This window comes from Phycisphaerae bacterium (assembly GCA_035275405.1).
Classification (GTDB): Bacteria; Planctomycetota; Phycisphaerae; order UBA1845; family UTPLA1; genus DATEMU01.
Genome location: DATEMU010000001.1, coordinates 281814 through 295510 on the forward strand (window position 1 = coordinate 281814; position 13697 = coordinate 295510).

A 13697-nucleotide genomic window follows, 5' to 3' on the forward strand; every position below is an offset into this window, starting at 1 on the left:
ATCTGTCTTCTGAAAAGATCCAGAAGCGCGCCGCCGCGGCGCATTGAGGATAGCCGGACGGCCGGGGACTAATCGTCCACGTCGGGGGCCTTCGCCGTCTTCTTGGCTTCGGTTGCTTTTTGTCCGTCAGCCGCTGGCGTCTCCCGCGGCGAAATGGCGGGTTCAATGGGTGTCGTTGGTCGCGCCTCATCCTGCCCGATGTGCGCGCGGGGTGTCAAATCCGTCACGCTCGCCGCGACGACGATCGGCAGTCGCGCCGATGGGCTGAACGTCTGACCGGCCGAGTGAATGCCCACCAATCGTCCGACCAGGTGCTCGACATCGGGTTCGACCGAACGGGGTATGTCCACATAGGCGATCGTTTCGTTGCTGTCCTGACCGACCAGCCGGAAGCGGCGGTGGTCCGACGTGAAGACGGCGCTCTTTCGTAGTTCGCCTTCCAGGTCGAACTTCACCATGGCCGCCTCGGTCCGCCGGCGCATGAGCTTCATCCGCTCGGCGTCCATGTTGGCGCGATAATTGGCCAGCTCGACCTCGTCGGTTCGCAGGCCCTTCCGCGAATCGCGAATTGCCGCGCGATCGCGAATCTGCCGCGCGCGAATCTTGGCGATCTGCGCTGTTACGTTGTCGTCGGACTGTGCCGCGATCTCATCGTAACGCTTGCCCAGGGCGTCGAGGTTCTGCTGATCAAAGGGCTTCTGCGAAACCGCCCGCAGTTCGCTCTCCAAAATATCCAGCATCGCCCGGTAACGTCCGGCCGACGGCGCGATCTTCTCCGCGGGCTGCACCGCCGGCTTTTGCGCCTCCTCGGCCTTGGGCATCGTTGGTGGGGCGGCGATCTCGTCGACGCTCTCCGTCGTGCCGGGCGCCGTCACGAGCGGCCCATCCTCCACACTCGCAGCGGGGGTATTCGGATCGGTCGGTGTATCGGAAGCGATGGGCGGTTGCACAGGCTGCGCCTGTCCCGGGTCGCTGATCGGCGTTGTTCCAGAGCCGGAGATGTTCGCCGCCGGATCGACCGGAGTCGCCGTCTCGCCGATCCCCACGGGCGATTCGATCGCACCGCCGGCCGGGGGTGGCGCATCGCTTGTCGCCGTCTCAACGGGCGGCGGATTGGCGCTCACATGCCGCTCGACCAAGCCCGTCGATAAATCCGCCCCCACGGGCTTCACGTATTGCTTGGAGATGTAAAGCGTGGCGCCGATCGGTGGGGCGATCTTGAAAAAGCCCTCGGCCTCGCCCTGAATCTCGACCGTCGCACCCTTGTTGAGCACGACCTGCGTCGAGCTCTTCTTCGATTCCAACTGGCTGCCGGCGCGGATGTAGACCTTCTCCTGCTTGATCGTGCCGGTCTTCGCCCCTGCCTTGCGATCGACCACAGCCATATCCACGTAGCTGAAGCTGCCAGCCGGGGGGGCGATCTGGTACCACCCGAACTTCTCTCCGAGTACCAGCACCCGGTCGCCCGGGTTCAGTTTCGTCGTCGGGTACCAGTTGCTTCCCGCGCCGCTGCGGACATAGACATTGGTCGCCGAGACCTCACCCTCCCAGGGAAAGGCCCCGCCGGGGTTGGATTGGGCCAGGGAACTCGTCGCCGAGACCGCCGTCAGAATGGTAACCAACAGAGTCTTGTAAACCGCCGATCGCATTTGCGTACCTCCGTGTCTTGCGTGCGCATCCTGTTGCGCAAATCAGTGGTCAGGATGGAACATCCTGTCAAAACAATACGACTTTCCGGCCAGCCTGTCAATAATTCTCCCGTTTCGACGCCTAATCTGACACCCTCGGATCCAGAGGCTATGATCGTCGCCGACCGTCCCGGATTGGGGGCGGCCGAGGCGACGAGCCGAGGTGCGGCGTGCTGGTTTATCTCGTTCGACATGCCCACTCCCTGGCCAACGCCGGGGAGGATGAGGGTCTCAACTCTGGTCTCTCCCCGCTCGGCATGCGCCAAGTCGATGCCCTGACCCGCCGCTTCGCCGACACGCAATTCACAGCCGTCTATAGCAGCCCCTTCCGACGCTGTCTGGAGACTGCATTGCCTATCGCGGCGCTGCACCTGGAGCCGGTCCGATTGCGACAAGAAATATTCGAATTTCACGGCCTTACTTCGGTGTCCGGGATCGAAAGCGGCCTCCCCGGCGTGGAGGAGTTGGTCGGACATCATCCCGGCCGAGTCGTTGCCTGCCCGGATTGTGACGGCCCCATTTACTGGCCCGCGCTCGACGAACCCTTTGAAGCAATGGTCGCCCGGGCCCAGGCCTTTGCCGCCTACCTCAAGGGCCGTTGGCGCGGGGAGAAGGACAAGGTCCTCGTCGTCGGACACGGCAGTCCGATCGCCCGGCTGATCGAGGCGTGGCTGACCGACCGGCCCGGTCCTGCGTTCCAATTCGTCATCGACAACGCCACGGTCCACCTGCTTCGCTTCCGCGGCGGCGTCAGCAGCCTGCTACAGCTCAACGACACGTCACACCTGACCGGCCTGATTGCCCCCGAATCCCCCTTCGGCCCGACGACCGGCGCGCCCGAAATGAAGGGCGCCGAGTGGTAGTACGTGGGTGGCACGGTCTCGCAGCAGCGAGGCCGTGGCTTCAATGGCACAGCACGGCCTGACTGTTGTCAGACCGTGCCACCCTGTTTCGGTCGTTAGCCCAAGATCGCCGCCACCGTCGCCCGTTGGAACTCGTACGGGTCGAACAGGCTTCGCGCGCGGCGAGCTGCCGCCGAGCGGATTCGCGAATACAGGTCCGAGTCGGTCAATAGCCGTGCCAGGGCCTCCGCCAGCTTCCGCGCATCCTCCGGGGGCACGACCAGTCCGCTCGCCTCGTCCACCAGCATCTCCGGCAAGCCACCCACATTGGATACGATGCACGGAATCCCCCGCGCCATCGCCTCGATGACGCTGTTGGCCATCGACTCCCGGCGCGAGGCCTGCACGCAAATATCCACTTCGTCGTAGATCCGGGCGCGATCGCTCAAGTAGCCCGCGAAGCGCACCCGCTCGGCAAGGCCGCTATTTCGTGCTCGCGCTTGCAGAATCGGCACCAGCGGCCCGTCGCCGTAGTACGTTAGCCGTGCCGCGGGGTTTCGCCGCGCGACGATGGAAAATGCGTCAAAGAGCGTGTCCGCTCCCTTCGCCGCCGTGACGCGACCGACGGCCGCAATTCGCAGCGCTCTCGCGGCCGGTGTTTGCACGGCGCCCAGTGCGGTCTCACCATTGCGGATAACACAACATCGATCACGGCTGAATCCATATTGCCGGGCGTAACCCTCCGCGACGCGGCGGCTGTTGAAGATCATGGCATCCGCACACCACGCCGGGATTCGCCGCCGCCAGACCGGCCGGCGCTGCCACAGCCGCGGGGCGGGCAGCATTCCCTTCAACCGCGGCGCGGCCTCGGCCGGTGTCTCCGGCATCTGCCGGATCGACGTCACTACCCGCAGCCGCAGCGATTTGGCCGCCAGCAGCGAGTTCACGAACGCCCCGCCGCTCGCCTGCTGTACCGCGAAGACCGTGTCCGCATGGACCGCCCGCAACCACCGCCGCCGCTGAAGGAACACGCCCAAATCCAACCGGGCGTCGCCCGACAGGTTCTCATCCAGCCAGCCCGTCCGTTCGACGGTCAGTTCATTCGGCCCGTGCGCCGCAAGCAGCTCGTCATAGATCGAGTCTCCCGAATAGCCGACGTGTACCCGCGTCCCGACGCGCAGCAGCGCCTCAATCGCCTGCTGAATGTACTTTTCCGCCCCCCCCGTGAGCGTCTGACCGTCCACGCGGACATGATGCACGGCCAACAGCGCGACCCTCCGTCCCCGGCCGACCTGGGGCACGGCCCGCCCGGACCGCGACGCATCCGCCCGCCCGCCGGCCGGTCGTTCAATCTGCGGAGGAATCGGATCATGGATGCCGAGTTCGAGGAGTTGAGGCATGGTGATGTACCCGGGCCAGGCAGCGCGCCGGCGGCGCGAGGAGCCGCCCTTACGGTTATCGGCTTTTGGAGGGGCTGCGTTACTGGCCGGTGACTTCCGATGTGGTTCCCAGAGGCGGGCGGAGCGGTATGGTTACGGCCCGTGCGATCGGGGGAGCAGACTGCCTCCGGAAGATCGCGGCGGTCCAGACCAAGCCGAGGAGCACCAGCGCAGCGCCGGAGAGGTCGAGCCAGAGGGCCTGAAATCGCGGTGGACCCCCGGCTCCGCTCGGCGGGTATCCCGCGATTTCCACGCCCCCCATCGCGAGCATGGTCGGCAGGCCGTTGTTGAGCGCATGACCCCACAGACACGGCCAAAGACTGCGCGAATGGACGCGCCACCAGCCGAACAGCATGCCGAGGATCAACGCCACCGGAAATTGGATGGGATTCAGATGCATCAGGGCGAAGAGAATGGATGACGCCACAATGGCCCAGCGGACCTTGAAGCGGTTCAGGAAGCCGTTCAGAATCAAACCGCGAAAAAGGGGCTCTTCCGTGATCGGCGCCACGACGACCAGGAAAAAGAGTACCCCGTAAATGTTCTCTTCGTCACCGAGCGGCATCTCGAGCATGTCGCGCCAGAAGCCGCGCAGCGGCAGCGCCCACGACAAGAAATTGAGTAACTCGCAAATCAGCACGTTGATCCCGATCACGGTGACGCTCAGGGCGATGAGTCCGCCCACCGTTACGCCCTGAAAGGGCAGCAGGTCGCCGATTGATTCATCCGATTCGAGGCATCCCCACGCATAGACGAGGCCGAGAGCAAGGCAATTGATGAGACCAAGGTGCCAGGATTGAAACTCCAGTCCCATTCGACAGAGGAGGAACCCCCCGACGAAGCTCAGGAAAAACTGGAGCACGAGGGCCGTGAGGATCAGGAGGATCGCGCGCGGAATGGAGGGATAGGGTTTGCTGGGAGTGGCCACGGCGGGATTATACTCGCAGTCCCACTGGGGATGAATGGGCGGGAATTCGACGGCGGAATGACCGTGCGGCGAGGACCCTGCGGGTATGATGGCAGTGGCATCGGAGCGGGCCTCAAGATGACCGAGTACGATGTGGTCTTGCTGGCGATAATGGGTCCGGGCGGCGCGCTATTGCTCTGGCTCCTGCGTTTTGATTTTCTGCGCTGGCGGCGCTACCGGCGACGTCAAAACCGATGGTGTCTCGAGTGCGGCTACGACTTGCGAAGCCATGAAAGCGGCCGATGCCCGGAATGCGGATGGATAATTGAACCCGACTTTGGCCGGTCGGTGGAAATCAAGAGCGAATTGCGGGCCGCGCTTCCTATGGTGTCGGTGTTTTTCATTGCCAGCGCCGTTACTTCGCTCATTTGCCATGTGATTTCTGTCTATATGCTGTCGCAGTTCAATACTCATCTCGATCGCGCGCTGACGTTTACACTTGAAGTTGTTGGCGTGTTGTTCGGGGCACTCGGAGGTCTCGCCGTCGCCCTGGTCATCATCCGGGCTTCGCACCACACGATTAGGAAGAACGCGACCCTCGCCGCGCAGTTGGGCGCGTTACTTACGATGTTCCTCTGGTGCCCGCGCGTCATCGACGTAGCCATCACAGGAAACGGAAATGATCTGGGAGGCAATCCATCGGCATCAGGCTACGGCCAAATCACATCGATTATGGCATTTCTTGCAATGTCAGGACTAACAGCGTATTTCTTGGCGGGACCACGAAGTCAGCAATGAGGAACTTATGGCCGCGGCCGCGGATCCGGCGGGTTGGGAACATACGGCGCGATCGGGTTCATCAGGTCTTCCTCGTCGCGGGGCCAATTCACCTCGTCGCCGATGAAGGTGTCCAGCACCAGCAGAGTGCGTGATGTCACGGAATGGGAAAGATCGCCGCTGGACGAGGCGACCGGGATGACGACATAGCCGAGGAAGCGCTCATCGCGGGGGCGATTGGCGAAGGTAGATTTGGCGTCGGCGGGTTCGTTCAGGAGCGTGACGTATGCTGTCAGGGCCTCGGGTTTGACGAAGAGAAGATCGCGGGCTTTGCCGTCCTTCTGATAGGCGAGCGCCGCGCAGGCCTCACGGTCCCAGTCGAGGACGTTGTTCACGGCGACATCCTGGTCCTTGCCCGGTTGCCAGGTTGTCGAGAGGACGCGATAGGTCGCCGACGCCTTGCGGTCGGGCGCCGCGAGGGCAAAAAAGCCGCCCGCTTTTTCGATGTGAAAGTCAATGGCAAGGTTGGGAATGCCGGTGATCCGCTGCAAGTCCGTGGCGGTGAGGCGCGGCAGAAACTCCTGATAGTCCTTCTTCACGTCGCGCCACAAATAGTGCTCGCCGGCCTTCGGCGGCGTGTACTTCGGGACGAGTCCCTCGGCGGGCGGCTCGTTGAGGTACGCCAGACCGGGAAGGGCCTGGCCGTTGAAGTCGCAGAAGCGGACGGAGAAGCCCCAGCCCTTATCGCGCGGTGAGGGCCAGGCCTCGACGACCAACCGCAGTTCGTTCCAGCCCGCCTTGAGTGGGGCGTGCGCGGCGACGGTATCGACGAGATTCTTGTCCTCGTAGTTGCCCGCGGAGTAGTAGCGGCCTTCGTGGATCAGGCAGCCGTTGAGCCACGCGGCTAATCCGTCGTTCTGACCGATCCACATGCGGACGTCCTGGTCGATCGGCGAATACACCCACGTCGTAGCCTCGGCCAATGCCGCACCGGACTTGCCCAGCAGCTTGGCGAGATCAACGAAGTCGGCGTCGCTGACGACGGTGACGGTATGGAGGGAGGGTCCGGAGTTGATCGGATCGAGTACGTGGTGTCGCAGTGGCTCAGAACTATTGCCGGACTCGCGTACCGGAAATGGTCCTTTGATTTGCCAGAGTCGCACATGATTGCCCGGCGAGCACAAATCGGTCATCTTCGGCCGCAACGCCATCGCCGGAGTGAAGTTGTAGCGCAGCGCCGCGCGAAGGCTGTATGTCTCATGCGGCACTGGTTGGTGACCGCAGTCCCAGAGGTCGTCGCCGGCGGGATACCCCTCGCCGATCTCGCCGACGTGCGCCGCCCAGGTGTAATGCTGATACCAGGCTTGGAACATCTCCTTCCAGCCGGCGTCGTCGTAAAGGCAGGAGATCGCCGCGCCTTTCGGCCCGCTGTCGCCACCGGCGGTCAGGACATTGGGCTCCTTGTCAGTCGCGACGCGCGGGCGGATGAAGATGACGCTGTCGAACCAGCCGCGGTCGCCGACGAGGTCCTCTTTAGGGCCGTGTACGCCGCCTGGATATGTGCGGAAGGCGTGGGCGGTCTCGTCCTTGAACTCGTGCGTGGTAGTGATGATCCGCACAGCCCCGCCCGTGGCCGCTTCGACCATCCGCTGCACGACGATCCAGTCGCCCTTGATATCGAAAAGGCGATCGTTGGGAATGGACTTGTTCTGACGCGATTCGAGGATGACCAGGAGCGTGTACCAGGGCGAGACCTTTTTGGGGAAGGATGCCTCGTAGCAGCGCTCCATGTAGGGCAATTGCTTGAACTGGTTTGCGTCGAGGCGATCGAGCATCTCGCCCGCGCGGAACTGACTCTCGGCGTGCAGCGGGTAGATGACCCGGCACTCGTTGAATTCGCCGAAGGCCGGCCCGAAGAGGCTGCACTGCTGGAGGTAAAGCGCCCAGCGCCAATGTTCCATGAAGTTGCCGGAGAGCTTGCGCGGCCGCGTTTCGAAGCCGAACAGGCGGACGCCGCGCCGGGCGATGCGGGCAAGCGTCTCGTTTTGCGACTGTGCGAGCTTGCGGTATTCGAGGAGGGCGTTGACGTTGTCCCCGCCGATCTCGAAGGCCAGGGCCTTGAAGTACGCCTTGATCTCCGGGTCCGAGGCGGCGTCGTAAAATGCCGCAATCGGCCCGTTCAACGTCTCGTTGAGCAGGAGCGGATCGGGCATGGCGAACACCGCAAAATCGAATTGATCGGCGCGGCTTTCGAGGACGGCCTTGATGGCCATGCGACCGGTCGCGTATTCCGGATTTCGGCGGATGACGTCGAGGTTAATGACGTAGGCCGTAACGAACGGGTGCAGGTTCCACGGCGGCAGTTCCTGACCGGCAATGGTGAACTTGATGGTGGCGGGAACCTGCTCCATCTCTGGCGGGGCATCCGGATCGGCGGGCTGCGACATGGGGAACCGGAATTCCTTGGCCGCTTTGGGCTGCTTGCCCATGAGTACGAGGGCCTGCGGCAAGGGTCCGTTCGCCCCCATGGGCAGCCGCCACGAATCTTCGGGTTTGTCTTTGGTGATCTGACCGGAACCCATGCGGAGGACGGTCACGTCGGGATGGCCGGCGGCCCCGGCCCGCGCGGTCAACACAATGGCGGCAAACAGGGCGATGCAGTGAAAGGTCGGTCGATTCATCGGGCGGTGCAGATTCCTTGAACTAAACCGTGAAGTCTTCATCCCTTCGGCTATTGTCGCCGGGTCGCAAAGTGATGCAAGTCAGGATGCGGAGGGAGTCGAGTTTGACGACTTGGAGTCCACCGGGTTCTCGGACGCGCGCGGCGGGGCGTTGTCCGGCGGCAGCCATGCGAAATCGTCGTCGGTGTCCCGGCGCGCCGGGACGCGCGTACCGGATCGGCCTGCAAGGTGCGAGTCTCGTGCCGCCGTTCGGCGCGTTGCGGCACGGCGCAGCCACAGCCAGAGAATGGCCAGAAGCGCGATTCCGGGGATGAGCCAACGATCGAGCGAGGCTGCCGGTCCACCGCCGGGAATGCCCGTGGCGGGAGGCGAGAGGAGGTGGAGGTTCTTGGCGACGATCAGCGGGCCGGCGCCGGTTTCCCCGGCGCTGGTTTGAAAGGCGCGAACTTTGATGAAATAGCCCTTCACGCGGACGCGCGAACGTAGCGGAACCGCCAATGGCTCCTGCGTACAAATGACGGCGCCCAGCGCGCGGGTGCCGGTCTCCGACAATTCGCATTGGTAGAGCCTGCCGAGCCCCTCGCGGTTGGTTACATCGAAAGCGCGGATGGCCTGCAGTGTGCCTTCGATGACGACGGGCTTGCCGCGAAAGTCGCTGGGGCGTTCGAGGAGCAGGGTCCAGGGGAGCGATTCAGGGGATTCCTTGCCGGCAAGGGCGACATCAGCTTTCCCCGACGCGACGAATCGGCAGAACCAATAGAAGGCTGGATCGTCGAAGGAAAAGACATTGTCACGGACATCTTCGAGGAGGCGGGCGGCGTGCGCGAGGTCGTCGGCCTCTGGTTGTGCAAGTGCGGCGCCAGGCATCAATGCGACGAGTGCGACGGCGAACGGCATCAGACGATGTTTCGATAGGCGGCTGGCGTTCATTGCGAATCACCGCGGCCATCGGCCTCGCGGGCCTTGGCGGCCAATTCCAGCAGTCGCCCCTGCCATGGCGGGCCGCCGAGGTCGGGGAACCACGCCTTTTCGGATTCTATTCCCTTCCATACATCGGCCGCGCGACCGTGGCGGAGTTGATGCGCGAGCCAGTAATACCGCGCCTCCCAATAGACCTCGGGCGAGCGTTGGCGGAGGGAAGCATCTTCGAGGAGCCTGCCCCATTGCGCTTCGGCGCGATCGGCGGCGTCCGGATGGCTGGAGCTGGCGGCGAGTTGTTCTTCCAGCAGCGCCGCCCTGCGGAGATGGTCGCCGTTGGCCGGGTCGGCGGCGATGAGCTCGTCGTATTGGGCGCGGGCCGCGGCAAACTCGCCGAGCTGGACGAGGGCCTCGGCCAAACCGACCCTGGCCGCGATCGCGGCGCGACGTAATTCGTCGCCATCCGGTTGTTTGTCCATCCACGCGATCAGCTCGCGGAGGATGCCCGCGCAGGCGGACCAGTTCTTCTTCGCATCGTCCGTGCGGTCGGCTTTTTGTAAGCGGCGGGCGGCGCCTTCGTAATGCGCGGCCAGCGCCGCGAGGAGAGGGCCGCGCTGCGCCCCGGAGGCGTCATTCAGGATCGCGTCGAATTCCCGGCGGGCAGCGGCTTCATCGCCCCGGCTGGTAAGACATCGAAGCCGAAGGAGCAGGACGCGCTCGGATTGCGGCATTCTTTGCAGAATCGACAGGGCGTCATCGATGCGCTCCAGGTCCGGACCGGCCAACAACTCCGCGGCGGCGAGGTTCGCTTCATCGACTGACGGCTGGGAGGCGGTTGAAGTGGTGGTCGGCATCCCGGCGACGGCGATCCAGGCGTCGGCGGCGGCCTTTGCGGCTTCACGGCGAGCCTGGTGAGCCGCGTCGGGAGCAAGCTGATCGTAGAGCCGCTGGCGGCAGATCGCGATGCCCCAGCGGGCGGAACGATAACGGGATGACTTTTCTGGAATGCGGGCGTAGGCCTCAAGGGCTCTGTTCCATTGACCCGTCTCCTGGTGCGCGAGGGCGGCGACCCAACGGGCTTCTCCAGCGAGATCATTGCGGGGATAACGATCGGCCAAATGAGTGGCGGCGCGGGTGAGGTTGTCGTAGTTTGCGGTCGATTTTTCCGAATTCGCGATCTGCCGCCGGCAATGATAGGCATAGACGGCCGCCTGCTCGGCAAGATCGCCGCGCGATTCCTCCCGCGCAATGCCCTCGAATTGTTCAGCGGCGGCGGATAGGTCCCCGATCTGAAAACGACAAACCGCCAGGTTGAAGGCGGCTTCCGTCCTCTCCGGGTCTTTGTCGGCGCGGCTGAGCAGCAGCGTCAGGGGTTCGATCGCCTGTCGGTACTGGGCTTCTTTCATCCAGCGCGCGGACAGCAGCGACAATTCGGCGTCGCCGAGTTCGGCAAGGTTCTGGCGCGGACCGCGCAACGCCGCAAGGTAGACTTGGGCGATTTCCGTCCACGGCCCGCCTTGTTTGGCGATCTCGTTGAATTCCGCCGCGGCCTTGTCGCGCAGAGCGGCCCGGCTGGCGGCATTGCGGCCTGCGGCCTTTGACTCCAGGAGGTAGCTATAAGCGGTCACTAACGGAGCGAGGCGTTGATAGAAGTTGGATGCGCCGTCCGGATCGTTCGTTCGCTCCAGTTCCGCCAGCTCCCGGCGGGCTGCGTCGAACTCCCCGGCGGCAAGATGCGTCCGGGACTGTTCAAAGCGGGCGCGAATAATCACCGCGGACGACGCGACCGACAGGCGGACGCGATCGAACGCGGAATGGGCTTCGGTCGTCCGACCGCTCTCGCGAAGGGCGACGCCCGCGCCCAGGAGGGCGTTGTATTTTTGCTCGGAGTCTCTGGCGGAACGGGCGAGCGCGTCGAAATCGGCGAGCGCGCCATCGAGGAGGGCCTGGCGGCGTCCCGGCGCGCCGGGATCATTGGCCGATTCGGCGGGGTCGCGATCGACCATCGCCAGATAGACGGCGGTCCAGGCGGCGTTGAGGCGGCGCTGCTCGGCCAGCCGCGCGATCTTCGCGGCCAGGCCCAGGAGCAGATATTGTTCTTCCTGGGTGCGCAGGCCCACGAGCAATTCGTCCAACCGGACGGCCGATTGTCTGTAGAGGAGATGCGCGTCGTTCAGCAGGCCGACGATTCGCGGGCGATCATAGTCAAGTCCGCTCGTCACTTCGTAACGATCCAGGTCGGGGGCCGCCTGGCGTCGAAGGATGAGTTCAGAGAGTTCGACCTGCCAGAGGGCGATGTCGTAGCGTCGGCGCAGGCCGCGCAGCCAATTGGAGTCCCTGGCCAGCGTGAGAGCGCGGCGGTATTCGCTTGAGGCCTTTTCGAGAAACTTCTGCCGCTCCACGTCCGCCTTGGCGCCGATCGCCGCCTTGGCGTAGGCGCGGGCGATGTGGATGCGGTGCATGGTGGGCGCACCGGCGAGAAGCTCCTCCACGAGTTCCGGCATGTCCCGGTCGGTGAGTTCGTCGACAAGCGCCCGCTGCTCGCGCGGCAGGGCGTCGTCGGGTTCGCGCTCCGCGACGTCCGGCGACTGTGCCAGGGCGGCCGCGGCGCACCCCGCGAGCGCCAGCAGGGCCAGCGGCGTTCGGCGCAGCGTTCTCGGCGAGAGGGCGTCCATGTCATCACGATTCGTCGGTACGGACCGGCGTCGATCCGCCGCCGATGACCAGTTCGAGATTGGGAAAGCCGGCGCGCTGACAGGTGTCCATGGCCGAAATGACGCTTTCGAAGCGAACGGCGGGCTCCGCCAACAGGAGCACGCGACCCGCGGCGTCAGCGCCGGCGTCCTTTCTCTCGGTGAGCAGGCTCGACAACACGTCAAAGGAACTCTCGGCCAATGCCTGCCCCATGACCAGTATCCGCAGCCCCCCGGGCGATTCGCGGAGTTCGATCCGCACGACGGGCACGATGGAGACCCGAGCGCCGCCCCCCGGGCCGATTTGAGTAGGTAAGCGCGTCGGGAGCACTCCTTCGGGTGTGGCGAAACCCGTTCCGAGCATGAAAAAAATGAGGATGACCATGACGACATCAACCATGGGCGCGAGGTTGGGGATGCGGACGCGCGGCGCGCGACCGTGCAGATTTGGCATCATGGTCCGGCTCCGTCGTACCGCAGCGCCCCGAAGGTGATGTCCGACACACCCGCCCTGGCACAACCCTGCAGAACGGCATCGATGTGACCGTAGGGCAGCCGCCGATCGGCGCGGATCATGCACGTGATGTCAGGATGCTCCTGCGCCTGAGTGTCGATGTGATTCAGGACTTCTGCCAGGCTGCGCGGTTCCTCGCGGATCAGATACCTGGGTGCTCCGCGACCGTCGGCATCGGCGATGTTGATGACGATCCGTCGGTCGCGATCGCCGCCCTCCGGGTCCTGCGCGGCACGGGCGACGGGCAGGTCGATCCGGCTGATTTCCTGCTCCACCATCCGCGTGGCGAGCATGAAGAAAATGAGCAGGCACATCATGACATCGACCATGGGGGCCAGGTTGAGATCGAAGGATGCGGCCGATGGGATGTTTCGCATGCCGGTCCTCGTTAAGGGAACGCTCAGCCCGCCACCGGCGCGGCCGCCGGCTCGTTCTTGGAGATGGAATCGTTCTTGGGGACGGAATCGTTTTTGGCGGTGGTCGCGACCGCCGAACCGACGGTGATCGGCCGGAAATATTCAAGGAGATCAATGACGGCGGCGTGCGCGGAGGTCGTGAAGGCGTCCACGCGGCTGCGGCAGATTCCGAAAAAGCCGAGGGAGATAATGGCGACGGCGAGGCCGAGGAAGGTATTGACGAGGGCGAGGCTGATACCGCCCGCAAGATTTTCCGGTTTGTAGGCGCCGTGCGCATCCTGCATCGCGCCGAAGGCGCGGATCATTCCGAGCACGGTGCCCAGCAGTCCCATGAGCGGGGCGAGATTTCCGATGATGTTCAAATACTCAACCTTGCGAAACAGGCGGCTGGACCAGGCGGCGGCGCGTTCCTGCGAGGCCTCGTACATGGCGTCGAAGCCGTTGCGCCCGTGGCGCAGGCCGATCGTCAGGACGTCAGCGAACATCGACCGGCTGGCACGGACGGACTCGATGCACTCCTTGAACTTGCGGGCCTCGATGAGCTGGCGCGTTTCCTCGAACTCGGCCGCCGGCAGCATGGTCGCGTTCCGGATCGACCAGAAATGCTCGACGATGATGGTCACGGAGGCGAGGGAAAGCAGGAGGATGATCGCGCCCGGCCACTCGGCCCCTTCGAGGATGACCTGGAGGAGCGATTTTCCGGCGGTCGTGGGGGTATCGGCGGCGAAGATTACGGTGGCGCTGCCGGCAAAGACCATCGCTGCGAGGACGGCAGCGCGAAGGTAGTACATTTTCGCTCGGTGCATGTGGGGCCCTTGGCGT

11 protein-coding genes are annotated in these 13697 nt (G+C 64.3%); 2 read left to right on the forward strand and 9 right to left on the reverse strand.

All coding sequences use genetic code 11. The annotated features are described in order from the left end of the window. Positions 1-68 precede the first annotated feature (68 nt). Positions 69-1649 carry a hypothetical protein gene (locus VJZ71_01095; GenBank protein ID HKQ46645.1) on the reverse strand — a complete coding sequence of 527 codons (1581 nt, stop codon included), beginning with the start codon at positions 1647-1649 and terminating at the stop codon, positions 69-71. Between the two features lie 209 nt (positions 1650-1858). Here VJZ71_01095 and VJZ71_01100 point away from each other — a divergent pair, with 209 nt between their 5' ends. Then, positions 1859-2551 (forward strand): histidine phosphatase family protein, encoded by a 693-nt coding sequence (locus VJZ71_01100; GenBank protein HKQ46646.1) that lies wholly within the window; start codon positions 1859-1861, stop codon positions 2549-2551. A 95-nt stretch (positions 2552-2646) separates the two neighbouring features. On the opposite strand, the gene VJZ71_01105 is transcribed toward VJZ71_01100, so the two are convergent. Together VJZ71_01105 and VJZ71_01110 are read right to left on the reverse strand one after the other, a co-directional pair. Continuing rightward, positions 2647-3930 (reverse strand): glycosyltransferase, encoded by a 1284-nt coding sequence (locus VJZ71_01105; GenBank protein ID HKQ46647.1) that lies wholly within the window; start codon positions 3928-3930, stop codon positions 2647-2649. Between the two features lie 79 nt (positions 3931-4009). Next, positions 4010-4897 (reverse strand): type II CAAX endopeptidase family protein, encoded by an 888-nt coding sequence (locus VJZ71_01110; protein ID HKQ46648.1) that lies wholly within the window; start codon positions 4895-4897, stop codon positions 4010-4012. A gap of 132 nt (positions 4898-5029) precedes the next feature. On the opposite strand from VJZ71_01110, the gene VJZ71_01115 reads away from it, so the two are divergent. Next, a complete protein-coding gene (locus VJZ71_01115; protein HKQ46649.1) occupies positions 5030-5674 on the forward strand; it encodes a hypothetical protein in 645 nt (214 codons plus the stop codon). A gap of 5 nt (positions 5675-5679) precedes the next feature. Here VJZ71_01115 and VJZ71_01120 read toward each other — a convergent pair whose 3' ends face one another. From VJZ71_01120 to VJZ71_01145, 6 genes are all read right to left on the reverse strand, one after another. Continuing rightward, positions 5680-8334, reverse strand: a complete 2655-nt coding sequence (locus VJZ71_01120) for a hypothetical protein (protein HKQ46650.1) — start codon at positions 8332-8334, stop codon at positions 5680-5682. A gap of 81 nt (positions 8335-8415) precedes the next feature. Next, a complete protein-coding gene (locus VJZ71_01125; protein HKQ46651.1) occupies positions 8416-9264 on the reverse strand; it encodes a hypothetical protein in 849 nt (282 codons plus the stop codon). Next, positions 9261-11927, reverse strand: a complete 2667-nt coding sequence (locus tag VJZ71_01130) for a hypothetical protein (protein HKQ46652.1) — start codon at positions 11925-11927, stop codon at positions 9261-9263. The genes VJZ71_01125 and VJZ71_01130 overlap by 4 nt, the downstream gene beginning before the upstream one ends. 4 nt (positions 11928-11931) lie before the next feature. Continuing rightward, on the reverse strand, positions 11932-12402 hold the full coding sequence (locus VJZ71_01135) for a biopolymer transporter ExbD (protein ID HKQ46653.1): 471 nt from the start codon (positions 12400-12402) through the stop codon (positions 11932-11934). Beyond that, the gene (locus VJZ71_01140; protein HKQ46654.1) at positions 12399-12836 is read right to left on the reverse strand and encodes a biopolymer transporter ExbD; all 438 of its coding nucleotides are present in this window, start codon (positions 12834-12836) and stop codon (positions 12399-12401) included. The genes VJZ71_01135 and VJZ71_01140 overlap by 4 nt, the downstream gene beginning before the upstream one ends. A gap of 23 nt (positions 12837-12859) precedes the next feature. After that, complete coding sequence (locus VJZ71_01145; GenBank protein HKQ46655.1) at positions 12860-13681, reverse strand: MotA/TolQ/ExbB proton channel family protein; 822 nt, start codon at positions 13679-13681, stop codon at positions 12860-12862. Positions 13682-13697: the final 16 nt, after the last annotated feature.